This window comes from Enterobacter cloacae complex sp. P27C, from assembly GCF_014895705.1.
In the GTDB taxonomy this organism is placed as follows: Bacteria; Pseudomonadota; Gammaproteobacteria; order Enterobacterales; family Enterobacteriaceae; genus Enterobacter; species Enterobacter bugandensis.
In genome coordinates this window covers 15,643-40,215 of sequence record NZ_JADBQB010000017.1, presented here as the reverse complement: position 1 = coordinate 40,215, position 24,573 = coordinate 15,643, and the positions used below count along the sequence as shown (strand labels likewise).

22 protein-coding genes are annotated in these 24,573 nt (G+C 56.8%); 7 read left to right on the top strand and 15 right to left on the bottom strand.

Annotated features, from left to right (window positions below; genetic code table 11):
* Positions 1-105: 105 nt before the first annotated feature.
* On the bottom strand, positions 106-462 hold the full coding sequence (locus IM291_RS21455; protein ID WP_028015139.1) for a DUF2500 domain-containing protein: 357 nt from the start codon (positions 460-462) through the stop codon (positions 106-108).
* Positions 463-591: 129 nt separating this feature from the next.
* Here IM291_RS21455 and IM291_RS21450 point away from each other — a divergent pair, with 129 nt between their 5' ends.
* Both IM291_RS21450 and zntA read left to right on the top strand, forming a co-directional pair.
* Positions 592-1,218 carry a lysoplasmalogenase gene (locus IM291_RS21450; RefSeq protein WP_028015138.1) on the top strand — a complete coding sequence of 209 codons (627 nt, stop codon included), beginning with the start codon at positions 592-594 and terminating at the stop codon, positions 1,216-1,218.
* Between the two features lie 76 nt (positions 1,219-1,294).
* Positions 1,295-3,466, top strand: a complete 2,172-nt coding sequence (zntA, locus tag IM291_RS21445; RefSeq protein ID WP_192987614.1) for a Zn(II)/Cd(II)/Pb(II) translocating P-type ATPase ZntA — start codon at positions 1,295-1,297, stop codon at positions 3,464-3,466.
* Between the two features lie 93 nt (positions 3,467-3,559).
* Here zntA and IM291_RS21440 read toward each other — a convergent pair whose 3' ends face one another.
* The 8 genes from IM291_RS21440 to malK all read right to left on the bottom strand — a co-directional run bounded on the left by IM291_RS21440 (position 3,560) and on the right by malK (position 11,702).
* Complete coding sequence (locus IM291_RS21440; RefSeq protein ID WP_028015136.1) at positions 3,560-4,846, bottom strand: TRAP transporter large permease; 1,287 nt, start codon at positions 4,844-4,846, stop codon at positions 3,560-3,562.
* A gap of 10 nt (positions 4,847-4,856) precedes the next feature.
* Positions 4,857-5,366, bottom strand: a complete 510-nt coding sequence (locus IM291_RS21435; protein WP_045260961.1) for a TRAP transporter small permease — start codon at positions 5,364-5,366, stop codon at positions 4,857-4,859.
* A 12-nt stretch (positions 5,367-5,378) separates the two neighbouring features.
* Positions 5,379-6,350 (bottom strand): TRAP transporter substrate-binding protein, encoded by a 972-nt coding sequence (locus IM291_RS21430; RefSeq protein ID WP_028015134.1) that lies wholly within the window; start codon positions 6,348-6,350, stop codon positions 5,379-5,381.
* Between the two features lie 200 nt (positions 6,351-6,550).
* Positions 6,551-7,420 (bottom strand): 4-hydroxybenzoate octaprenyltransferase, encoded by an 870-nt coding sequence (gene ubiA / locus IM291_RS21425; RefSeq protein ID WP_028015133.1) that lies wholly within the window; start codon positions 7,418-7,420, stop codon positions 6,551-6,553.
* Between the two features lie 12 nt (positions 7,421-7,432).
* Positions 7,433-7,930, bottom strand: a complete 498-nt coding sequence (gene ubiC, locus IM291_RS21420) for a chorismate lyase (protein ID WP_192987612.1) — start codon at positions 7,928-7,930, stop codon at positions 7,433-7,435.
* Positions 7,931-8,110: 180 nt separating this feature from the next.
* Positions 8,111-9,064, bottom strand: a complete 954-nt coding sequence (gene malM, locus IM291_RS21415) for a maltose operon protein MalM (protein ID WP_045631390.1) — start codon at positions 9,062-9,064, stop codon at positions 8,111-8,113.
* Between the two features lie 113 nt (positions 9,065-9,177).
* Positions 9,178-10,521, bottom strand: a complete 1,344-nt coding sequence (locus IM291_RS21410) for a maltoporin (RefSeq protein WP_028015131.1) — start codon at positions 10,519-10,521, stop codon at positions 9,178-9,180.
* 71 nt (positions 10,522-10,592) lie between these two features.
* Positions 10,593-11,702 (bottom strand): maltose/maltodextrin ABC transporter ATP-binding protein MalK, encoded by a 1,110-nt coding sequence (gene malK, locus IM291_RS21405; RefSeq protein WP_028015130.1) that lies wholly within the window; start codon positions 11,700-11,702, stop codon positions 10,593-10,595.
* A 370-nt stretch (positions 11,703-12,072) separates the two neighbouring features.
* Here malK and malE point away from each other — a divergent pair, with 370 nt between their 5' ends.
* The 3 genes from malE to malG all read left to right on the top strand — a co-directional run bounded on the left by malE (position 12,073) and on the right by malG (position 15,833).
* On the top strand, positions 12,073-13,263 hold the full coding sequence (malE, locus tag IM291_RS21400; protein WP_192987611.1) for a maltose/maltodextrin ABC transporter substrate-binding protein MalE: 1,191 nt from the start codon (positions 12,073-12,075) through the stop codon (positions 13,261-13,263).
* 120 nt (positions 13,264-13,383) lie between these two features.
* Entirely contained in the window at positions 13,384-14,928 is a 1,545-nt protein-coding gene (gene malF / locus IM291_RS21395) for a maltose ABC transporter permease MalF (RefSeq protein ID WP_192987609.1), read from the top strand.
* A 14-nt stretch (positions 14,929-14,942) separates the two neighbouring features.
* Positions 14,943-15,833: a maltose ABC transporter permease MalG gene (gene malG / locus IM291_RS21390; RefSeq protein WP_006810496.1), complete on the top strand. Its 891-nt coding sequence runs from the start codon at positions 14,943-14,945 to the stop codon at positions 15,831-15,833.
* Positions 15,834-15,929: 96 nt separating this feature from the next.
* Here malG and psiE read toward each other — a convergent pair whose 3' ends face one another.
* Positions 15,930-16,340 carry a phosphate-starvation-inducible protein PsiE gene (gene psiE / locus IM291_RS21385; protein ID WP_000202963.1) on the bottom strand — a complete coding sequence of 137 codons (411 nt, stop codon included), beginning with the start codon at positions 16,338-16,340 and terminating at the stop codon, positions 15,930-15,932.
* A gap of 96 nt (positions 16,341-16,436) precedes the next feature.
* Here psiE and IM291_RS21380 point away from each other — a divergent pair, with 96 nt between their 5' ends.
* A complete protein-coding gene (locus tag IM291_RS21380; protein ID WP_028015127.1) occupies positions 16,437-16,889 on the top strand; it encodes an acyltransferase in 453 nt (150 codons plus the stop codon).
* Between the two features lie 78 nt (positions 16,890-16,967).
* On the opposite strand, the gene IM291_RS21375 is transcribed toward IM291_RS21380, so the two are convergent.
* The 5 genes from IM291_RS21375 to pgi form a co-directional block, all read right to left on the bottom strand.
* Positions 16,968-19,064 carry a YjbH domain-containing protein gene (locus IM291_RS21375; RefSeq protein ID WP_047366842.1) on the bottom strand — a complete coding sequence of 699 codons (2,097 nt, stop codon included), beginning with the start codon at positions 19,062-19,064 and terminating at the stop codon, positions 16,968-16,970.
* Positions 19,061-19,801 carry a capsule biosynthesis GfcC D2 domain-containing protein gene (locus IM291_RS21370; protein WP_048998331.1) on the bottom strand — a complete coding sequence of 247 codons (741 nt, stop codon included), beginning with the start codon at positions 19,799-19,801 and terminating at the stop codon, positions 19,061-19,063. Before IM291_RS21370 ends, IM291_RS21375 begins: the two co-directional genes overlap by 4 nt.
* Entirely contained in the window at positions 19,798-20,436 is a 639-nt protein-coding gene (locus IM291_RS21365; protein ID WP_028015124.1) for a YjbF family lipoprotein, read from the bottom strand. The genes IM291_RS21370 and IM291_RS21365 overlap by 4 nt, the downstream gene beginning before the upstream one ends.
* A 63-nt stretch (positions 20,437-20,499) precedes the next feature.
* Complete coding sequence (gene yjbE, locus IM291_RS21360; protein ID WP_013095034.1) at positions 20,500-20,742, bottom strand: exopolysaccharide production protein YjbE; 243 nt, start codon at positions 20,740-20,742, stop codon at positions 20,500-20,502.
* Positions 20,743-21,108: 366 nt separating this feature from the next.
* Entirely contained in the window at positions 21,109-22,758 is a 1,650-nt protein-coding gene (pgi, locus tag IM291_RS21355) for a glucose-6-phosphate isomerase (protein ID WP_048998333.1), read from the bottom strand.
* Between the two features lie 374 nt (positions 22,759-23,132).
* Between pgi and lysC the strand changes: the two genes are divergently transcribed.
* Entirely contained in the window at positions 23,133-24,482 is a 1,350-nt protein-coding gene (gene lysC / locus IM291_RS21350; protein ID WP_192987607.1) for a lysine-sensitive aspartokinase 3, read from the top strand.
* Positions 24,483-24,573 lie beyond the last annotated feature (91 nt).

The window sequence follows — 24,573 nt, the reverse complement described above, 5'->3', positions numbered from 1 at the left end:
ATCACCATGGGTAAAGGATGTTAAAAAGTGTTCACCATGTCCCCGAACACCTGTCTACCATGTCCCCGGACTGTACACCCACGGGGAGAGGGGACCGATCGCGCATTATTCAGCCCTAAAACCTACAAAACGCGACCCTTTATAGCTCAGCGTGCCTTTCTCTCCCACCGTCAGCTGATGGTACTGCTGCGCCTCCAGGCGGAAGGTCATCTCCAGACCACCGGTTTCCGGCTTAAAGCTGGCTTCATAGCGCATGCCGGTGCCCGCAGGCGTCACCTGCTGCTGGCGAGAGCGGCGGTCATTAAGCGGTTTCTCGCGTTTGTTCGCCACCACTACGCGCTTTTGCATCAGCGGCGCGGCGTCGTTGTCCGCCTTTTCGCGGCGCTGCTGCACGAAGCGAAACGAGGCGGCAATGACGATAATCGCCACCACGATAATGAAAAACAGCGGCATCTTGCTCATTGAAACATCCCATCAGATTATGCGGAATTCAGGATACCTCGCCTGCCCCGGCATTGCCAAACGCCCGCTCGCGTCACTACACTGGATCAGAAACTGATTATTCAGCCTCAACAGTTACAGGGAGTTAATATGCTTTGGTCATTTATCGCTGTCTGTTTTTCCGCATGGCTTTATGTCGATGCGTCCTATCGCGGTCCAGCCTGGCAGCGCTGGTTGTTTAAACCCGTCACGCTGCTGTTGCTTCTGCTGCTCGCCTGGCAGGCTCCGATGTTTAACGCCATCAGCTATCTGGTGCTCGCCGGGCTGTGTGCCTCCCTGATTGGTGATGCCTTAACCCTGCTGCCGCGTCAGCGCCTGCTGTATGCCGTGGGGGCATTTTTCCTCTCCCATCTGCTGTATACCATCTACTTTGCCAGCCAGATGACGCTCTCCTTCTTCTGGCCGCTGCCGCTGGTGCTGCTGGTGATTGGCGCGCTGCTGATTGCGGTGATCTGGTCGCGTCTGGAAGAGATGCGTCTGCCGGTATGCACGTTTATCGCCATGACGCTGGTGATGGTGTGGCTGGCCGGTGAACTGTGGTTCTTCCGCCCGACATCTCAGGCGATGTCCGCGTTCTTCGGCGCGGCGCTGCTGTTAATCGGCAATATCGTCTGGCTGGGCAGCCACTATCGCCGCCGCTTCCGCGCGGATAACGCGATTTCGTCCGCCTGCTACTTTGCCGGGCACTTCCTGATCGTGCGTTCATTGTATATCTAAATAACGCTTGACTCTGGAGTCGACTCCAGAGTGTATGCTGCGGTTAATGAGAAAATTATCATTACCGGAGACTGCCATGTCGACTCCAGAAATTCCCAAAAAAGTCCCACAATTCTCGGCGCTTAAGCTCAGCCCGGTTCCGCCGAAAGACGACTGCTGCTGCGAGGGCGCGTGCGAAACGCAGGTCGACACGCTGCCTGAAAACGGTAACCGCTACAGCTGGATCGTCAACGGCATGGACTGCGCGGCCTGCGCCCGCAAAGTTGAAAACGCGGTGAGGCAGGTACCGGGCGTGAACCACGTTCAGGTCCTGTTCGCCACCGAAAAGCTACTGGTCAGCGCCGAAAAAGACGTCAGCAAGCAGGTTGAAGCCGCTGTCAGCAAGGCGGGCTATACCCTGCGCAGCGAAACGGCACCTGCCGAAAAAACCTCTCCGCTAAAAGAAAACCTGCCGCTTATTACCCTCATCATCATGATGGCCCTGAGCTGGGGGCTGGAACAGGTTAACCACCCGTTCGGCAACCTGGCGTTTATCGCCACCACACTGGTCGGCCTGTTCCCCATTGCCCGACAGGCGCTACGCCTGATGCGGAGCGGAAGCTGGTTTGCCATCGAAACGCTGATGAGCGTGGCGGCCATCGGCGCGCTGTTCATTGGCGCGACGGCGGAAGCGGCGATGGTGCTGCTGCTGTTCCTGATCGGCGAACGGCTTGAGGGCTGGGCAGCGAGCCGGGCACGCAAAGGGGTGAGCGCGCTGATGGCGCTGAAGCCAGAAACCGCCACGCGGGTCAATGAAGGCAAACGTGAAACGGTCGCCATCAACACGCTGCGACCGGGCGACGTGATTGAAGTCGCCGCGGGCGGGCGTCTGCCTGCCGATGGGGCTCTCGTTACTGCCACCGCGAGCTTTGACGAAAGCGCCCTGACCGGGGAATCCATTCCGGTGGAGCGTGCGGCAGGCGAAAAAGTCCCTGCCGGTGCCACCAGCGTCGACCGCCTGGTGCAGCTCAAAGTCCTGTCCGAGCCGGGCGACAGCGCCATTGACCGTATCCTGAAGCTGATTGAAGAGGCCGAGGAGCGCCGCGCGCCGGTCGAACGCTTTATTGACCGCTTCAGCCGGATTTACACCCCCGCCATTATGCTGGTCGCTCTGCTGGTTACCGTTATTCCACCGCTGTTCTTCGGCGCGCCGTGGGAGGGCTGGATTTATAAAGGGCTGACCCTGCTGCTGATCGGCTGCCCGTGCGCGCTGGTGATCTCTACGCCCGCGGCGATTACCTCGGGGCTGGCGGCGGCGGCACGTCGCGGGGCGCTGATTAAGGGCGGCGCGGCGCTGGAACAGCTGAGCCAGGTTCAGCACATCGCCTTCGATAAAACCGGCACGCTGACGGTTGGCAAGCCGCAGGTCACCGGCATCTATCCGCAGGGCATCAGTGAAGACGAACTGCTGATAATAGCCGCCGCCGTTGAGCAGGGCTCCACTCACCCGCTGGCGCAGGCGATAGTGCGTGAAGCGCAGAGACGCGGGCTGGCTATCCCTTCGGCAACCGCCCAACGGGCGCTGGTCGGGTCAGGGATTGAGGCCGTCGTCGACGGCAAAAAAGTGCTGATTGTTGCGGCGGGCGCGTTCTCTCATCCACAGGTTGAGGCGTTAGAGCAGGCCGGGCAGACGGTCGTTGCCGTGATGCAGGACGGCGTGTCGAAGGGCATGCTGGCACTACGCGACACTCTGCGCGATGACGCCAAAGACGCCGTGGCGGCGCTGCATCAGTTGGGCGTACAGGGCGTGATCCTCACCGGCGATAACCCGCGCGCGGCGGCCGCGATTGCTGGCGAGCTTGGGCTGGCGTTTAAGGCCGGATTACTGCCTGCGGACAAGGTCAGCGCGGTAACCGAACTGAACAGCCGCGCGCCGCTGGCGATGGTCGGTGACGGAATTAACGATGCCCCGGCGATGAAGGCCGCCACCCTCGGTATTGCGATGGGCAGCGGCACCGACGTAGCGCTGGAGACGGCGGATGCGGCGCTGACGCATAACCGTCTGACCGGGCTGGCGCAGATGATCGCTCTTGCGCGGGCGACGCGCGCCAATATTCGCCAGAACATCGGCATTGCGCTGGGTCTGAAGGGGATATTTCTCGTCACCACGCTCCTCGGCATGACCGGACTGTGGCTGGCGGTGCTGGCGGACACCGGGGCGACGGTGCTGGTCACGGCGAACGCGTTGAGATTATTACGGCGGAAATAAAAACGCCCGGTGGCGGCTGCGCCTTACCGGGCCAATAACAACTCTGAACCGTAGGCCGGGTAAGGCGCAGCCGCCACCCGGCAAAAAACGGCGTTACTGCATCCCCAACATCCTCGGCAGCCACAATGATATAGCCGGGATGTACGTCACCATCCCCAGCACCACCAGCAACATACCGTAAAACGGCAGCATCGCCCGTACCACGGTTTCAATCTTCTGCTTGCTCACCGCGCTCGCCACAAACAGCACCGACCCGACCGGCGGGGTGATCAGCCCGATCCCCAGGTTAACCATCATGATCATCCCGAAGTGCACCGGGTCGATCCCCAAAGAGTTGGTCACCGGCAGCAGCACCGGCGTCAGGATCAGAATGATCGGCGCCATGTCCATCAGCGTGCCGATCAGCAGCAGCATGATGTTGAGATACATCAGGATCACGTACTTATTATCAGAGAGCGACGTGAAGAACTCGGTGATGCGCATCGGCAGCTGCATGTAGGTCATCACCGCGCCAAACGCCGCGGCAAAGCCGATTAAAATCATCACGATGGTGACGGTTTTCACCGTGCGGCACATCAGCTTCGGCAGTTCGCTCCATTTGTAGTCGCGGTAGATAAACATGGTGACGAAGAATGCCCACAGGCAGGCCACGGCGGCGGATTCCGTCGCCGTAAATATCCCGGACAAGATCCCGCCGAGGATAATCACCACCGTCATCAGCCCCCACAGGGCATCAAGTAAAATCTTCACCGCCTGCTTAAACGGGATTTTCTCACCCTTCGGGTAACCGCGCTTGTGGGCGAATCCGAGACAGAGGATCATCAGGCACAGCCCCAGCAGCAGCCCCGGCAGCACGCCGGCGATAAACAGCGTGGCGATGGAGACCGTTCCCCCCGCCGCCAGGGAATAAATCACCGAGTTGTGGCTGGGCGGGATCAGAATCGCCTGCACCGACCCGCTCGCCGTGACCGCCGCCGCGTATTCGCGCGGATAGCCCTTCTTCTCCATCTCCGGGATCATCACGCTGCCGATGGACGCTGTATCCGCCACCGACGAGCCAGAAATCGCGCCGAAGAACGTCGAGGCGACGATGTTCACCAGCGACAGCCCGCCGCGGATAAAGCCGACAAACACATAGGCGAAGTTAACCAGCCGTCGGGCAATGCCCCCTTCCGCCATGATCGCTCCGGCAAGGATGAAGAACGGGATCGCCAGCAGGGTAAATTTGTTCACCCCACTGGTGATCTGGATCATCAGCGCCTCCAGCGGTAAATCAATCCACAGCGCACCTGCCACGGCGCTCAGCCCCACGGCGAAGGCCACCGGCATCCCCAGCGCCAGCAAAATGGCGAGGGTGAATAACAAAACAAAAGCATCCATTGTTCACCCCTTAACTGTGATTGCCGATCAGCACGACCGGACGGTTTTCCTGCGCGCCAAACAGCAGGCGTTCAAGCACGAACAGAATCAAAATCGCCGACCCGATCGGCAGCGGCAGGTAGCTTTCGCCGGAAGTCAGGATCGGGAACTCCGCCACCGGCTGCTCCCACAGCTCGACGCACAGCCAGTAGCTGTACCAGCACATCAGACCGGAAATCAGCAGCATCAGCAGATCAACCACACGTACACACAGCTTTTGCAGCGACGCGGGCAGACGGTCGGTGAGCATATTGACCGCAATGTGCGACCCGGCGCGGTAGCTCACCGCCGCGCCGATGAAGGTGAACGTTACCATGCAGATAATGGCGACGGGCTCCGGCCAGGATTCGCCGCGGTTGAGCACGTAGCGTGAAAAGATGCCGATGGGGATGACAATCGTCATCACCAGCAGCGAGACACCCGCCACCGCCATGGCGAGCAGGTACAGACGGTCCATCCACTTCAGGTAGAGTTCGGACATACGTGCTCCGTATTACTGGACGTCAGCGATGGCTTTCATCAGATCCTGATGCTTGTCGCCATACTGGGCGCGCACCGGCTCTGTGGCCTTGATGAATACCGTCTTATCGATATCGTGGAACTGCACGCCGCCCGCCTTCATTTTCGCCAGCGCCTGGTCGTTATACGCATTCCACAGCTTGCGCTGTTCGAACTGCGCTTCACGGGCCAGGGTCAGGATTTTTTGCTGTTCATCAGCGCTCAGCTTGTCCCATTTCACTTTTGAATAGAGCAGCATTTCCGGGGTGATAAAGTGGCCGCTGAGGGTGTAGTTTTTAGCAACCGGCATGTAGTTGTGGGCGATAAAGGTGGGCGGGTTATTCTCCGCGCCGTCGATCACGCCGGTCTGCATGCCGCTGTAAACCTCGCTAACGCCCATCGCCACCGAGTTCGCCCCCATGTCCTTCAGCGTGGCGAGTGCCACCGGGCTGCCCTGCACGCGGATTTTCTTCCCTTTCAGATCTTCAGGTTTGACGATCGGCTCTTTGGTGATCAGGTTGCGGGTGCCGGAATCCATCCAGCCGAGGAACACCAGGCGGGATTTCGGGTTCGCGGTCAGCTTGTCGCCGATCTGCTTGCCGATATCCCCGTCGATCACTTTATGCATATGATCCTCATCGCGGAAAACGTACGGCAGGGTGAAGACTTCGATATCCGGCAGGATGGCGGCAACCGGCGCCATGGAGACGCGGATCATGTCAATCGCCCCCATCTGCGCCTGCTCAATCATCTGCTTTTCATCCCCCAGCACGCCGCCGGGGAAGACCTTAATCTCCAGCTTGCCGTCGGTTTGTTGTTTGAGTTTTTCACCCATGTGCTGAACCGCGACCACGTTCGGGTAGCCTTCAGGATGCACATCGGCGGCTTTGATGGTTTGGGCAGAAACGGTGCAGGCAAAAGCAGACAGGCACAGCGCGGCCAGTAACGGCTTGAGGGTCGTATTCATTGAGTCAGCTCCAGGGTAGCGATGTCAGCGTTAAAACAGTGTTTTATTTTTTTACGCTTAGAAAATAGACTAGCCCGGGAGAAGCGTAGGTGAAGCGCCTCACAAAAGCGCGAATTTATGAAACGATGGTTTAAATTTGTGAGGGCGGTAATGCCGGGTAACGACGCGGCCATACCCGGCGGGGCATGACCGCGCGTCAATCAGGAAAAATAGCTCATGACCAGGCCTAAAAACAGCACCAGACCGACATAGTTATTGTTCATAAACGCTTTAAAGCAGGCTTCGCGTTCGCGTTTTGCAATCAGCTTCTGCTGGTAGGCAAACAGCAGCCCTGCTACCAGTATCGACCAGTAAAATTCCCAGTTCAGTCCGTTCAGGCGCGCAATCGCGACCATCAGCGCCAGTACCGCAACCTGCAGAATGCCAATGATGAGTTTGTCCTGGCGTCCAAAGAGAATGGCGGTGGATTTAATGCCAATTTTCAGGTCATCGTCGCGGTCAACCATCGCATATTGCGTGTCATACGCCACGGCCCAGAGGATGTTCGCCAGGAACATCAGCCAGCAGCTAAGCGGTAAGGACTCACTAACTGCCGCAAACGCCATCGGAATCGACCAGCCAAACGCCGCCCCCAGCACCACCTGAGGCAGATGGGTGTAGCGCTTCATAAAGGGATAAACCCAGGCCAGAGCAAGCGCCGCGACGGACAGCAGAATCGTCATGGTGTTCAGGGTTAATACCAGCAGGAAAGAGAGCAGCACCAGAACGATGAACAGTACGCGCGCTTCTTTCCCGGTCACCTGGCCGCTGGGTAGCGGGCGGTTGGCAGTGCGCTTTACGTGGCCGTCAAATTTACGATCGGCATAGTCATTCACCACGCAGCCCGCCGCGCGCATCAGCCAGACGCCGGCAACGAATACGCCCAGGATCCACAGCGGCGGCATGCCCGGCGTGGCCACCCACAGCGCCCATAAGGTCGGCCACAGCAGCAGCAACGCGCCAATGGGTTTATCGGTACGCATTAAGCGGTGATACGCCAACAGCTTATTCTGCGTCAGGGTCCACTCCATTTTTTCTTCCTCTTAGTACAACGGTGATGCCGGTAAAAATAGCTCCGTCAGGATTAACGGCTTACCGCTCAGGCGAAGGCGGGAACGGCGCCCCCACAGTTCGGCATCACGCCCAATTTCAATGAAATCCCTGGTCAGCTCAGATGAGGTGAAAAGATAACGTCCCAGCGGCGTTTTCCCCAGCCGCTGCAGCGCCAGCTCAGGCCCGGATAGGGTAGATTCGGGCACCACCGTCCGCCCGGCAAGCCAGGGTTCGCCATCGGCACAGAGCAAAATTTCACGCAGCCAGTAGCGTTCCTCTTGCGGCAACAGCGGCAGCTCGCTGACGATCTCATCGCCGGAGACAAATCCTTCCTGTATCAGGGTTACCGTGACCGTTTTACCCTGTTGCTCAAAACGTTTTGTCATGGAATCTTCCAGCAGCAACCAGTCCAGCTGCTGCGGATCAAGCGCAGGTATTTGGTCGAAATAGCGCAGCGCACGCAGTTGCGTTAGCGCGGGGTGTGACATGCCAGACTCTCCGATACATAACGTAATGGCATTGTATCGCAGAAACGGGCAATGAGGGGGGGCCAAACGTTATTTAACGATCACTATCGCAACATGGGCGCAACAGCCTGGCGAATACGAAAAAAAGTGCGCCCACTCAGGCGCACTAAACTACTAACAAATCAGCACTGTGGGGAACAGTTACCCCTTGCCTTTTACACTGCTGATAAAGGTGGAACGGGCAGTGGTTGAACCTAAACGTTCGGCTTCATCAAGCAGTTTCAGCGCTTTATCGACATCGCCGCGCTTCACCGCCTGCTTAATGGCGTTGTTGAAGTACTCTTCGGTGTCGTTCAGTACGGGCTCGGCTTTCTTCGCCGGGGCTGGCGCTGCTGCGGCGACCGGTGCGGCTGCCGTGGCAGCAGGCGCGGTGTAAGCAGGTGCTGCGGTATTGCCCACGGTCACAGGGCCGTTACCGGAGGAGCCAAACAGCGGGCCGACCAGCACGCTGGAACCGCTGTTCGTTTTCACCTTCAGCTTTAACGTTCCGTCGGTGACGTGACGAGCAATAGGGTCCGGAATATCAGGAATCGCGTTACCGGTGCCTTTTGCGTAGGCTTTAGCCGGATCGAGCAGCGTGGTGGTCTTCTGGAGATCCTGCTCGGTGGTAAAGACCAGCACGTAGAGTTTTTGCTGGCCCAGCGCAGGGGTCAGGCGCATGACGCCTTCCAGACGATCGGCGCTCATCACGCCAGGCTCCTGGTAGGTAAAGTATTCGCTTGGGAAAAAGGCTGATGGCGTCATGTTCTGATCGAGAATCAGCACGTTAGGCGCAAATACGCTCGTCTGCTTGTTGACTTCACTGGTCAGGGTAATGGCCAGTTCACCGATATTGGCGGGTACGCTATACGCAGCAACCGGGCCGGTAATACCCGGAACATTAAGCGACTGGCCGCCCGTTGAGAGCTGGGTGGTCTGGGTTTTAGACTGATCGACAGGCGTCCAGACAAGCTGTTGCAGTGCCGCTGTCGGAATAGCTGGTGCAGATGTTGTGTTTTGCGGAACGAAGTTGACGTTAGCGAGCGTTACGGCAGGCGCGCTTGCCAGCAGCCCTGCGGATAAACAAAGGGCAAGGAGAGTTTTGTTCATTTTCATTGTTATCACCTCAAAATGCACAGGTTCAGCGGTAGCCAGGCAATAGCGCGCCGTCCCAAGGATTGAGGGGCTTGCGCCCCTCAGTTTGGTCATTACGTCAGGTTAAGACGGGATTACCACCAGATTTCCATCTGGGCGCCGAAGGACCACTCGTCGTTGTCGCCACGACCGAAGGAGCTTCCATTGAAACCATCTTTGAACGCTTTACCGTAGTTAGCGTTGTTAGATGGGTTACCGTTGTAGTCATAACCCCACTTCTCATCCCACTTGGCGTAGGTTGCGAATACACGGATTGCCGGGCGAGACCAAATGCTGTCGCCTGCCTGCCACTGTTGTGCCAGGGTGATTTTGTACTGGTTGTTGGTTTCGTCAGCGCTTTGTGATTTCACGTTGTCGTAACCCACTTCCAGCAAGGTGCTCATGATAGGCGTCCATTTGAACATCGGACGTACACCCACGGTCCACCACTTGGTCCCGTTGTTGTTATCCCAGTCGATGTCCTGGTACATACCGACATACATCAGGTCCCAGCGATCGCCCAGAGAGATTGCACCGTGGTCGAGAATACGCAGCAGGCTACCGTTGTTGTTAATGTCGTAGGCATAACCCGAGTTAGAATCGATGCCTACACCAGAACCTTGAGACAAGCCTTTACCCTGAGACGTCATTGAGTCAGTGGCATACTGAACCACAAACTTGTTATAGCCCTTCAGCATGCTCTGGGTGTGCTCAGCGGTGAACATCCAACCATCTTTTGAAGCACCATCAACCAGGCGATAATCATCACGCGGGTTAGCACGACCGTAATCAACACCCAGTTCCAGAGTGCCACCTGGGTTGATTTCCATCTGTGCCAGGCGCACGTCAAAGACATCGTTCGCTGTACGAGTGGTGTAATCATAAATACTATTGCTGGCGAAAGAGGATGAACCGCCTGCTTCGGAAGAACGGGTTGCTGCCAGAGAGAGCTTACCAAAACCGACATCGATGTTTTCCAGACCCGCACCAGGACCAGAGATATCCCAGTAGTAGAAGTCGATCATGTGTACGTCATGACGCTGATAGAAGCGCTTACCGGCCCAGATGGTGGAACCTGGCAGCCATTCGATCAGGTTTTTACCCTGCACGTTAGCTTCACGGAACGCCGGGTCAGTGGCTTCCCAGTCGTTCTGCTGCGCCACGGAGTACGCTACGTTGGTGTCGAAGTAGAAGCTCTTGTCGCCTTCTTTCCACACTTCCTGGCCCAGCTTCAGTTCCGCATAGGTTTCACATTCGTTACCAAGACGGTATTTACTTTGGGCACCGGTTGCCTGGAAGCACTGTTGTTCGCCGCCACTACCCGTCCAGCCGATACCGGAACGAGCATAACCATGGAAATCCACGGCCAGCGCCTGAGCAGACATTACGCCCGCTGCGACGGCAACTGCCAGAGGAAGTTTGCGCAGAGTAATCATCATTCTATCTCCTGAGATCATTGCTTTTCTTTGAACACTTCACCTGTCGGTTTCGTGTCTTCTTTTGGGATTGCTTAAACGCCTGGCTCTTTGTGCAGCCGACGACATGCGGTGCCATCCTCACGGAACAGATGGCAACGCTCTGGCGGCAAGCCGATAGCGAATGTGGCACCCTCTTCTACCAACACCACGTCATTCTGGCGGTAGACCAGGTTCTGACGGATGGCGGGGATCTGGATATGAATCTGTGTTTCGTGACCAAGCTGTTCGACGACCTGAACTTCACCTTCCAGCGTCACATCCGCAATGTGGCTTGGCAGTAGATGCTCAGGACGGATACCGAGGGACATATTTGCCCCGACCTGTACGTTGGCGCTGTCGACCGGCAGCCAGACCTGCTGGCGGTTTGGCAGCTCCACCTGTACCTGTTCAATGGCTGTCGCCGTCACTTTGACGGGCAGGAAGTTCATCTTTGGCGAGCCAATGAAGCCCGCAACAAAGCGGTCTGCCGGGTAGTGATACAGCTCCAGCGGTTTGCCCACCTGCGCCACGCGACCGGCGTCCAGCACCACGATTTTGTCGGCGAGGGTCATCGCTTCGACCTGATCGTGGGTGACGTAAATCATCGTGCGGCCAAGGCGCTTGTGCAGACGGGAGATTTCAATACGCATCTGGACGCGCAGGGCGGCATCCAGGTTAGAGAGAGGTTCATCGAGCAGGAACACGCGCGGCTCGGCCACCAGCGTACGGCCAATCGCCACGCGCTGACGCTGACCGCCGGAAAGCGCTTTCGGTTTACGCTCCAGCAGGTGCGCCAGCTGCAACACTTCAGCCACCTGCGTGACACGCTGGTTAATGACCTCTTTTTTCGCCCCGGCCAGCTTCAGGCCAAAGGACATGTTCTCGGCAACGGAAAGATGGGGATAAAGCGCATAAGACTGGAACACCATGCCTACGCCGCGTTCGGCTGGCGGGATGTCGTTCATTCGGGTATCACCGATCAGCAGGTCGCCGCTGGTGATGGTTTCAAGACCGGCAATCATACGCAGCAGAGTTGATTTACCACAGCCTGATGGGCCGACAAACACCACAAATTCGCCTTCAGTGATGTCCAGATTGATGTCTTTCGACACCACTACGTCGCCCCAGGCTTTCGTTACATTACGCAGCTGTACGCTCGCCATGCCCTTCTCCCTTCGTTACAACCTGTCACCGACAGAAACATTCAAGATAAGTTCACTATGGGGTATCCATTACTTTCGTGAATCCTCCACCCCCCGCCTTTTTTATGGGGGAGGAGGCGGGAGGATGAGAGAACAGGCTCTGCGACCGCAGCCGGGGGGCTGAGGCGAAATTCGTGAAGCCGCCTGCAAAATTCGGTGGGTTTTTATGTGCGCCAGCACTCATAACTTAAATTTATGCAACGGAGATCACACAAACGGGGGGTGGGGCGTAGGGGTTGGGAGGATGGAAAGAGGATGTCAAATAAGGAGACTGAGTCACGTTGAACCACCTTATGTATCCACGAGCACATCACCAAAAAGGATGGCAGATATGAATATCAAGACTGGCGCACGCGTTTTCGCATTGTCCGCCCTTGCAGCAATGATGGTTTCCGCCCCAGCGCTCGCCAAAATTGAAGAAGGCAGGCTGGTTATCTGGATTAACGGCGACAAAGGCTATAACGGCCTGGCCGAAGTGGGCAAAAAATTCGAGAAAGACACCGGTATCAAAGTCACCGTAGAGCACCCGGACAAACTGGAAGAGAAATTCCCGCAGGTTGCAGCAACCGGCGACGGCCCGGACATCATCTTCTGGGCACACGACCGTTTCGGCGGTTACGCGCAGTCTGGCCTGCTGGCTGAAGTCACGCCAGACAAAGCTTTCCAGGACAAACTGTTCCCGTTCACCTGGGACGCCGTTCGCTATAACGGCAAGCTGATCGCCTACCCAATTGCGGTTGAAGCCCTGTCTCTGATTTACAACAAAGACCTGGTGTCAAACCCACCGAAAACCTGGGAAGAGATCCCGAAACTGGATAAAGAGATGAAGGCGAAAGGTAAATCCGCCCTGATGTTCAACCTGCAAGAGCCGTACTTCACCTGGCCGCTGATTGCTGCCGACGGCGGCTACGCGTTCAAGTTTGAAAACGGCAAATATGACGTGAAAGACGTGGGCGTGGACAACGCGGGCGCGAAAAAAGGCCTGACCTTCCTGGTTGACCTGATTAAGAACAAACACATGAACGCGGATACCGACTACTCCATCGCGGAAGCGGCGTTCAACAAAGGCGAAACCGCGATGACCATCAACGGTCCGTGGGCCTGGACCAATATCGACAAGAGCAAAATCAACTACGGCGTGACCCTGCTGCCAACCTTCAACGGCAAGCCGTCTAAACCGTTCGTTGGCGTGCTGAGCGCGGGCATCAACGCCGCCAGCCCGAACAAAGAGCTGGCGAAAGAGTTCCTGGAAAACTACCTGCTGACCGATCAGGGTCTGGGTGAAGTGAACAAGGACAAACCACTGGGCGCCGTGGCGCTAAAATCCTTCCAGGATCAGCTGGCAAAAGATCCACGCATCGCGGCAACCATGGATAACGCTCAGAAAGGCGAAATCATGCCGAACATCCCACAGATGGCCGCGTTCTGGTACGCCACCCGTACCGCCGTTATCAACGCTGCAAGCGGTCGCCAGACCGTCGATGCCGCGCTGAAGGATGCTCAGGGTCGTATTACTAAGTAAGAAGAAAAACGGCGGGTGGCGCGTGCGCTTACCCGCCCTACGACTACGGCACGATCCGTAGGTCAGGTAAGCGCAGCGCCACCTGACGAAAAGTTTCCACCGTTGTAGAGGAAGAACCCCATGGATGTCATTAAAAAGAAGCACTGGTGGCAAAGCGACGCGCTGAAGTGGTCAGCGATCAGTCTGCTGTGTCTGCTGGTGGGTTACCTTGTTGTTTTAATGTACGTACAAGGGGAATATCTGTTCGCCATCATGACGCTGATCTTAAGCTCTGCTGGCCTGTATATTTTCGCCAACCGTAAAGCCTATGCCTGGCGCTATGTCTACCCGGGCGTGGCCGGGATGGGGCTGTTTGTCCTGTTCCCGCTGATCTGCACCATCGCCATTGCGTTCACCAACTACAGCAGCACCAATCAGCTCGCGCAGGAGCGCGCCACTCAGGTGCTTCTGGATCGCTCTTATCAGGCGGGTAAAACCTTCAACTTCGGTCTGTATCCTGCAGGTGACGAGTGGAAGTTAGCGCTCACTGACGGTGAGAGCGGCAAAAACTATCTTTCCGACGCGTTCAAATTTGGCGGCGAGCAGAAGCTGGTCTTAAAAGAGGCCGCGGCCCTGCCGGAGGGTGAACGTGCGAACCTGCGTATCATTACCCAGAATCGCCAGGCGCTGACCCAGCTCACCGCCGTGCTGCCCGATGAAAGCAAAGTGACCATGAGCTCGCTGCGCCAGTTCTCCGGCACGCAGCCGCTATATACCCTGGCGGACGACGGCACGCTGACCAACAACCAGAGCGGCGTGAAGTACCGTCCGAATAACGACATTGGTTTTTATCAGTCTGTAAATGCCGATGGCAAATGGGGTGATGACAAGCTCAGCCCTGGCTATACCGTCACCATCGGCTGGGACAACTTTACCCGCGTGTTTACCGACGAAGGCATCCAGAAGCCGTTCTTCGCCATCTTCGTCTGGACGGTGGTCTTCTCGGTGCTGACGGTGATCCTGACCGTTGCCGTAGGCATGGTGCTGGCCTGCCTCGTGCAGTGGGAGTCCCTGAAAGGCAAAGCGATTTACCGCGTGCTGCTGATTCTGCCGTATGCCGTACCGTCGTTTATCTCGATTCTGATTTTCAAAGGGCTGTTTAACCAGAGCTTCGGTGAAATCAACATGATGCTGAGCGCGCTGTTCGGTATCAAACCGGCCTGGTTCAGCGACCCGACCACCGCCCGCTCGATGATTATCATCGTCAACACCTGGCTGGGCTATCCGTACATGATGATCCTGTGCATGGGGCTGCTGAAGGCGATTCCGGACGATCTGTATGAAGCCTCGGCGATGGACGGCGCGGGTCCGTTCCAGAACTTCTTTAAAATTACGCTGCCGCTGCTCATTAAGCCGCTGACGCCGCTGATGATTGCCAGCTTCGCCTTTAACTTTAACAACTTCGTGCTGATTCAGCTGTTGACCAACGGTGGCCCGGATCGTCTCGGCACCACCACGCCGGCAGGCTATACCGACCTGCTCGTAAGCTACACCTATCGTATCGCCTTTGAAGGCGGCGGCGGCCAGGACTTTGGTCTGGCGGCGGCGATTGCCACCCTGATCTTCCTGCTGGTTGGCGCTCTGGCGATTGTGAACCTGAAAGCCACACGTATGAAATTTGACTAAGGAGGGCACTGAACATGGCAATGGTACAACCCAAATCTCAGAAGCTGCGCCTCCTCGCGACGCACTTAGGCCTGCTGATTTTCATCGCGGCCATCATGTTCCCGCTGCTGATGGTTATCGCCATCTCCCTGCGCTCGGGTAACTTTGCGACCGGGAGCCTGATCCCGGATGAAATCTCCTGGGAGCACTGGAAGCTCGCGCTGGGCTTCAGCGTGGAGCACGCCGATGGCCGCGTCACCCCGCCGCCGTTCCCGGTACTGCTGTGGCTGTGGAACTCGGTGAAGGTAGCAACCATCACCGCGATCGGCATCGTGACGCTCTCCACCACCTGTGCTTATGCCTTCGCCCGCATGCGTTTCCCGGGCAAAGCAACGCTGCTGAAAGGCATGCTGATTTTCCAGATGTTCCCGGCGGTGCTGTCGCTGGTGGCGCTGTATGCCCTGTTTGACCGTCTCGGCCAGTACGTGCCGTTTATCGGCCTGAATACCCACGGCGGCGTGATCTTTGCCTATCTCGGCGGTATTGCCCTGCATGTGTGGACCATTAAAGGCTATTTCGAAACCATCGACGGCTCGCTGGAAGAGGCGGCGTCGCTGGATGGTGCTACCCCGTGGCAGGCGTTCCGTCTGGTGCTGCTGCCGCTGTCAGTGCCGATTCTGGCGGTGGTGTTTATCCTGTCGTTTATCGCGGCGATCACCGAAGTACCGGTCGCCTCACTGTTACTGCGCGATGTGAACAGCTACACCCTGGCCGTAGGTATGCAGCAATACCTCAACCCGCAAAACTACCTGTGGGGCGACTTTGCCGCGGCGGCCGTACTGTCTGCCATCCCGATTACCGTGGTGTTCCTGCTGGCCCAGCGCTGGCTGGTGAATGGCCTGACGGCGGGCGGCGTGAAAGGTTAAGTTTCATCTGTTATGCCACTGCAACCCTCAACTTTAGACGTATTGTATTGACCCAACTTGTGACTGTTGTTAGGCGGCCTCCGGGCCGCCATTTTTTTATTCGCGTTTCAGCCGCTTCGAGTTACACAGCCAAAGGGTGATCACCAGCAGCAGGATCGCCGCCGAGTAGATCAGCACGTCGAGCGGGGATTTATGATCGACAATGATCAGCCGCACAATGGCGGTGATGCCAATGTAAACAAAATAGCGCAGCGGGAAGTGAAAGCCGGACTGGAAGTACTTCACAATCAGGGCGATAAATTCAAAGTAGAGAAAGTAGACCACCAGGCCTTCCACCAGCGCATATTTGCTGGTTTGCTCAGGGGCGAACAGCACATCCGCCAGATGCACCGTCTCTTTGCCGAGAAAGACGACCAGGATCAGGCCAAGGCTCAGCAGACCGAGGTTCAGCACGGTCTGGAGTATCGTTGAGATAAACTCAACGCGCGGGCGAGTCAGGGATGTCATACAGCACCTCATTCTCCAGGACGAGATTCCTGTATAACGCAAAAATGTGACGGGGATCTATATTTTTTAATTATGTTTTATGTAGGGAGGTAACCGATGGATCGTAAACCAACCGGGGTTCGCAACGTGACGTGCGGCGACAATGTGACCGTATATGAACCCACTAATCTTTACGACTGTGTACTGGGCAACGGCGTGTTCGTCGGCCCGTTTGTTGAAATTCAGGGCAATTCGCGCATCGGTGACGACAGCAAAATTCAGTCGCACACCTTCATCTGTGAGTATGTGACCATCGGTAAGCGTTGCTTTGTTGGCCATGGCGTGATGTTTGCGAACGATATGTTTCGTGAGGGGAAACCGAACGCCGACCGGACCAGCTGGGGCCACATTACCATCGGAAATGATGTGTCGATTGGCAGCGGTGCCACCATCCTGGCGGTCTCCATTTGCGACGGAGCGGTGATTGGGGCGGGAAGCGTAGTGACAAAATCGATCGTCGAGAAAGGTGTCTATGCCGGGAACCCGGCGAGGCTGCTGCGCCGCTTGTGATTCGCCCTGTGGCGCTGCGCTTACCGGGCCTACAAAAACCGTAGGCCGGGCAAACGCAGTGCCGCCCGGCGTGAAGCATCAGCGAAAGTTAATATTCTTATCGCTGGTCATGTCGTACAGCTGGAACTTACGCCCAAGCTGCTGACCACCGTCACGCGTCAGCGGCGTCCAGCCCACTGCCGCACGGCTGCGGGTCGGACCGGATGAGAACAGATCCAGCGGAATCGACACGTAAACCCCTTTGGTGAAGTCCCCTTCCCCGTACTCGTCCGGCGAGACGTTGGTGATGGTGGCGTAGCCGCCCACCACGACGCCGCTGTCGAAGTGTTTGGAGATATCCAGCGTGCCGCCCTTGTCGCCCGCCAGATACTGGCCGACGCTGGCTTTCACCAGCACGTCCTGCGCGAACGAAGGCGTCCAGTAGGCGGTCAGGTGGCCGGTTTTGACGCTGTAGTCGGTGAACTTCATCATGTCCTGCGCGCTGCGCCAGTCACGCTGCTTAACGTAGTTGGCATCAATCCCGAACGCCCAGTTGCTGTCGACGGGACGATACAGCACTTCCGCCCCCGCGCCACCAAACATGGTTTCCAGATAGCCACCGTAAACCTGGCCGTAGAAACCGTTGCCGAAGTACTGGAAGTAGTTGGCCTGGAGGTTATTCACGTAGACATCGTTCTGCACGTATTCACGCACGCGGGTACGCACGCGCGGCAGCTTCGAGTCGTTCGGCGGGTTCGTGTAGTTAAACTTGTCGTAGTTGTTCGCAATGTTGCCGAACAGGCTGCCGGTGGTCAGCAGGTGGTCGGTGACCCACAGATCCGCCGTCGCCATCGCACCCAGCTGATACATGTAGAAGTTTTCCGGCCCGCCGACGGACTGGTTCAGTACCGGATCGATGTGGAAATCAAAGCGCGATTTATCGATATACCAGCCCTGCTCGGTGGTTTCCGGCACGATCGGCTCTACGCGTTTTTGCACCAGCTCGGTTTCATGCCCGAGCGGTTCGCCTTCAAGATGGCGCTTGAGGCTGGCGACATCGGTTTCGGTGGTGACCTGCGGCAGATTCAGGCGGTTCTCCGTCACGCGGATCGTGCGGATCCCGTCCGGGAGATCGTTCATCACGATCCGGTTGGCGCGTTCGATCCCTTCACGCGAGTCGCGGTATTTCACCTGCTCGCCGGTGACGTACAGCGTATCGCCTTTCACCTGAATTTTCGGATCGGCCAGACCGGCGTTGTATTTCAACAGCGTCAGCTGGTTTGCCACCACGGAGTGCTGCAGAATCGCATCCTGCGGCTCCGGCCGGTAGGCAGGCCGCGCGTTATCGTTGTAGTGCGGCCGCATGTCATTAAAGTTAGTGCGCAGCGTGAAGCCAAACATCACCGTGTTGCCGCGCTCGTAGCTGAGGTTAACGTCGGCCCAGTCGGTGACGCGATAAATGGCGCCGACGTTAAACTTGCTCTTCTGCTCAATCTTCCCGGCGAAGTCCTGCGAGTAGTCGTTCCCTTCGTACTCCAGCTTCAGGCGCAGCGGCTGCCACGGCGTCTGGTATTCCACACCACCGAACAGCGAGGCCGGGCCGTGGAACATCTGGTCGCCGTTGATGGAACCGGCTTTCTTGTAGCTGTTATCGCGGTAGCAGTATTTATCGCTGTAGGTACAGAACGGGTTTTTAACGTTGCCGCTGGTGCCGAGATAGCCCCAGCCAAGACCGAGAGAAAAATCAAACGGTCCCCAGGCCTTGCTGGCCACGATGTATTCCGCGTCGAACAGGCCGGTACCGCCGATATCTTTTGCACCCACGGAGACCTGCGGCATCCAGTAGCTCTCTTCCCACAGGCGCAGCTTGACGTCGAAGGCTTTATCTTTGTAGGTCTGATCGCCGGAGAAGGCGTCGACGCTGCTGTACTGTTTCGTACGCACGTCGGTGTAGCGCAGCGTGGTTTCAAGCCACGGGAAAAGCTGTACGGAGGCAGAATAGTAGCGATACTGGTCGTTATCGCGGTAGTTAAGGCTAATTTCCCCTTCACGCGCCATGCGCGCGGTAGGCGTTTGCAGTAAACCGACGCCGCCGAAGTCTGACTGAGACGGGCCAATAGGTGCCGGATACGTTTCTGCATGGCAGGCGGCGCTTACGCAGAGCGCCAGCATGCTGTAGAGATAGGTTCTTTTCATTCTTCCGGTATCCGCTGTGTCAGGGAGTGAAGGATATCGGCGTTAAGCCCGTCATATGCCTTCGTCCAGAAATGGTCGGCAAAACCGACAAAAATGATGCTGCCCGGCATGGGTTCGATATGGCGTTTATTCCAGTACGCCACCGGCGCTTTTTGCGTATGCCCGTCTGGATAAATAATCCATGCGTAGCTGTTATCCGCGCCGCTCAGCAGGCTTTGTTCGTCGAGATAGCTCGCCACGTCGCGGCCGGGCGTAAAGGGCTTTTTACCGGGGCTGCTGATAAGCCCCATCACGGTCACCGTCGTCGGCTTCACCGGAAGCCAGAGGGTGTACTCCCCTTCAAGCGTGGGGTTGCCCTTTTCAGTGACGCGCACTTCATCTGGATCAAGATTGACTTTCTGGCGGCCTGTCACCTTCAGCGCCTGAAGCTGCTGGCGAACGCTGTTAATGGCCGCGGCATCGTCGCCGTCTTCCTGCTCCGCCAGGCTCGTCAGGCGGGTCAGCAGGGCACGGTGTTCCTGCTCCGCCTTAACCGTCGCCTGACGCTCGCCGATCACCGCTCCCGGCCACCAGCTGTTGGCAAGCTTTGGCTGCCCGACGAGATCGAGCAGATGCTCGGCGTTGGTTAAGGTTTTGGGTTTTTCACTGTCCGGCGTGTAGACCTTTACCGTTCCTGCGGACCATGCCAGCGGCGCGGCAAGGCTGGCGAGAAGCGCAGCGTGGATGAGCGTTTTCATGATTTCGCCGCCTTGATCAGGGTGGTTTTCACCGGGAAGAAACCGGCACCGAGATACTGCAAGGACTGACGGATCTGCCCATCCTCGTCGATCCAGAAGCGGTTATGCCAGGTGGCCTGGTCGGTTGTCACCTTCTCATCCAATACGCGCACCTGAGTTTCGTCGCTGCCGACTTTCACGTTGTCCGTACCGTCCCAGCGGAAGGTGGAGCGGGCCGTGGCGTAGCGCACCTGCTTATGCTCGGTCCAGCCCATCGTGCGCGTCCAGCTTGCGCCGTCGACGATCTGATTTGGCTTGATGAGCGGGTCTTCGGCGAGATTATTCACCTCGAGCAAGTTGTCGCCGCCGAGCAGCGTTTTCACGATTCGGGCATGCTGCGTGACGATGGTGGCCTGATCCTGCGTCACCCATTTCTGCTGCCCGTTTTCATCGAAAGCGAGCACCACAAACAGCTGCGGGCCATCGTTTAGCTGCATGTACTGGCTGGCGTACGGCATGTTCTGAAGTTCGTCATCGGTCAAATGAACGCCCGGCGTGCCGAACAGGCTTTCCCACAGTGAATGTCCCAGCCCTTTGGTGGTGGCTGAGCACGCCTGCAACAGCAGGCAAATCAGAATGATTGCAGGTCGCTTCACGACTCTTCTCCGAAGGGGCGAAATAACCACACCGAAGTGTGGTTATGATTAAAACACCCGGTATTACTGGGTGCTGGTTGTCGTAGTGGTCGTGGTTCCGGTATTGGAGCCATCACCGCCACCGGTTGCCGCCAGCGCGACACCCACGGCTGAACTTACGGTGCTGGTGCTGGCTGCGGTAGAACTTCCCGCAGACGCAGACGTCGCTGCCGACCCTGCTGCTTCCCCGACCTGGACCGGAGCTGCATAGACAGACGTCGCCGCAAGTGCAGATATGGCAAAAATGCCATACAGTACTTTCTTCATAACAATTTCCCTTCAATGAATGAATGGAGATTTGCCCGAAAAGAAATTCAGGCGGAATCGAGTATACACAACTACAGCAGAGCGTTTACCGTGGGGGGAAATAGGGGGATGGTTTTCGGAATAATGGATAAAACAGAAACGAAAAACAAATATTTAAAATAAATAATCGATAAAAATCAATAAATTATAATATATTCTTATTATCTTGGCTCTACGTATTTTCTTAAAATAAACCGCAGCAATTAGCAGGTTAACCGCCTTTTTCAGATTAAACTCAGAGTCAGAATTTGAGTTAACTAACAGACATCAGGAATTATCCGATAAAAAAATGCCGGCATATCGCCGGCATTTGTCATGACATATTAATTACGCACGCCATGCTTTATAACGGTTAATCAAACCATTGGTGGAGCTGTCGTGGCTGTCGATGGCTTTATCGTCACCCAGCTCTGGAAGAATGCGGTTTGCCAGCTGTTTGCCCAGCTCAACGCCCCACTGGTCAAAGGTGAAGATGTTCAGGATCGCGCCCTGGGTGAAGATCTTGTGCTCGTACAGCGCAATCAGCGCGCCCAGGCTGAACGGGGTGATTTCGCGCAGCAGGATGGAGTTGGTTGGGCGGTTGCCTTCGAACACTTTGAACGGCACAACGTGCTCCAGCGTGGCCGGATCTTTACCCTGGTCACGGTATTCCTGCTCAACCACTTCGCGGGATTTACCGAACGCCAGCGCTTCGGTCTGTGCGAAGAAGTTAGACAACAGCTTCGGATGGTGGTCGGACAGCGGGTTGTGCGTGATTGCCGGGGCGATGAAATCGCACGGTACCATTTTGGTACCCTGGTGAATCAGCTGGTAGAAGGCATGCTGGCCGTTGGTGCCCGGCTCGCCCCAGATGATCGGGCCAGTCTGGTAGTCCACCGCGTTGCCGTTACGGTCAACGTACTTACCGTTGGATTCCATGTTGCCCTGCTGGAAGTAGGCCGCAAAACGGTGCATGTACTGGTCGTATGGCAGGATCGCTTCGGTTTCAGCGCCGAAGAAGTTGTTGTACCAGATACCGATCAGCGCCAGCAGCACCGGCAGGTTTTTCTCAGGCGCGGTGGTGGAGAAGTGTTTGTCCATCGCATGCGCGCCGGAGAGCAGCTCAACGAAGTTGTCAAAGCCCACGGACAGGATGATGGACAGACCGATTGCAGACCACAGCGAGTAGCGGCCGCCAACCCAGTCCCAGAACTCGAACATGTTCGCCGTATCGATGCCAAACTCGCCTACCGCTTTACCGTTGGTGGAGAGCGCCGCAAAGTGTTTCGCCACGTGCTTTTCGTCGCCCGCGGTTTTCAGGAACCAGTCGCGCGCGCTGTGGGCGTTGGTCATGGTTTCCTGGGTGGTAAAGGTTTTAGACGCCACCAGGAACAGGGTAGTTTCCGGGTTTACGTTCTTCAGCACTTCGGCGATGTGGGTACCATCGACGTTAGAGACAAAGTGCATGTTGAGGTGGTTTTTGTAAGGACGCAGCGCTTCGGTCACCATGAACGGACCGAGGTCAGAGCCGCCGATACCGATGTTAACCACGTCGGTGATCGCTTTGCCAGTGTAGCCTTTCCAGCTGCCGGAGATGATCGCTTCGGAGAACGTTTTCATCTTTTCCAGCACCGCGTTCACTTCCGGCATCACATCTTTGCCGTCAACGATGATTGGCGTATTGCTACGGTTGCGCAGCGCCACGTGCAGCACTGCACGGTCTTCGGTGCGGTTGATCTTCTCGCCGGAGAACATGGATTTGATGGCGTCGGCCAGCTCGGTCTCTTTCGCCAGATCCTGCAGTTTTGCCAGCGTCTCTTCGGTAATGCGGTTTTTAGAGAAATCCACCAGCATCAGGTCATCGAAGGTCGCGGAGAATTTAGTGAAACGATCGGCATCTTTCGCGAACAGATCCGCGATGGTGACGTCTTTCATTTCATCAAAATGTTTCTGTAGTGCCTGCCAGGCAGCGGTCTGCGTTGGGTTGATGTTTTTCATTAGCAATACTCTTCTGATTTGAGAATTGTGACTGCGGTCGATTGTAGCGCCTGCAAATAAAAATTGTGATGGTTTTTATGCCATTGCCCTGGTCTGCATCAAACGCAGGTGAAAAGACCCGAAAAGTATAGCTGCTGTCGCGCCCTTCCGGCGTGGCGAAATGTCGGTCAAAAGGGGGTAAAAAGGAGCATAAAATATGGGCCTGTTATAAGTCCTGTTTCTCAGGGGTACCCCCCCATAAAAAATCCGCATAATCCCAGCATTGACAGGACCTCCCCCGCATTTTATTTATAGGGCCGTATTTTGCGCCTGCACCTGTTTTCGTTTCATTCTTGTGCCAAGGTCGCTTATTCATTCCCTGACACGAGGTTGTTATGACGAGTTTTGTGGTCGCCAAGTTTGGCGGCACCAGTGTGGCCGATTACGATGCCATGAACCGCAGCGCCGATGTGGTGCTGGCCGATCCGAATACCCCCCTGGTGGTGCTCTCTGCATCCGCCGGCGTGACGAACCTGCTGGTTTCTCTGTCTGAAGGACTGGAAGCGACAGAACGTTTCGTGAAGCTGGATGCACTGCGCAAAATTCAGTTCGACATTCTTGAACGTCTGCAAAACCCGAACGTGATCCGCGAAGAAGTGGAGCGCCTGCTGGAAAATATCACCACCCTGGCAGAAGCGGCGTCCCTGGCCACCTCTACCGCCCTGACCGATGAACTGGTCAGCCACGGTGAATTGATGTCTACCCTGCTGTTTGTTGAAATTATGCGCGAGCGTAACGTTCAGGCGCAGTGGTTTGACGTGCGTAAAGTGATGCGCACCAGCGATCGTTTTGGGCGCGCCGAACCGGACGTTGAGATGCTGGCCGAGCTCACCAACCAGCAGCTGGCGCCGCGCCTGGCAGAAGGCATGGTGATCACCCAGGGCTTTATCGGCAGCGAAGCGAAAGGACGCACGACCACGCTTGGCCGTGGCGGCAGCGATTACACCGCCGCGCTGCTGGGCGAAGCCCTGCACGCAACGCGCGTGGATATCTGGACTGACGTGCCGGGTATTTACACCACCGATCCGCGCGTCGTTTCCGCGGCAAAACGTATTGATGTGATTGCATTTGAAGAAGCGGCTGAAATGGCCACCTTCGGTGCAAAAGTGCTGCATCCGGCAACGCTGCTGCCTGCCGTGCGCAGCGATATTCCGGTCTTCGTTGGCTCCAGTAAAGATCCAAAAGCGGGCGGGACGCTGGTCTGCAAGAAAACCGAGAACCCGCCGCTGTTCCGCGCGCTGGCCCTGCGCCGCCGCCAGACGCTGGTCACGCTGCACAGCCACAATATGCTGCACTCCCGCGGCTTCCTGGCGGAAGTGTTTGGCATCCTCGCGCGCCATAACATCTCTGTAGATTTGATTACCACCTCTGAGGTGAGCATTGCGCTGACGCTGGACACCACCGGCTCCACCTCCACCGGCGACACCCTGCTGACGCAGTCGCTGCTGATTGAGCTGTCTGAGCTGTGCCGCGTGGAGGTCGAAGAAGACCTGGCGCTGGTGGCCATCATCGGTAACAAGCTGTCTCGCGCCTGCGGCGTGGGCAAAGAGGTGTTCGGCGTGCTTGACCCGTTCAACATCCGCATGATCTGCTACGGTGCCTCCAGCTATAACCTTTGCTTCCTGGTCCCTGCCGATCAGGCCGAGCAGGTGGTGCAGAAACTTCATCAGAATTTGTTTGAATAAAATTCGTTAGCACGATAAACAATACCTATAAGCCGGGCACAGACCCGGCTTTTTCATAACTAAACAACACGACAATACTGCAAGGAATTCA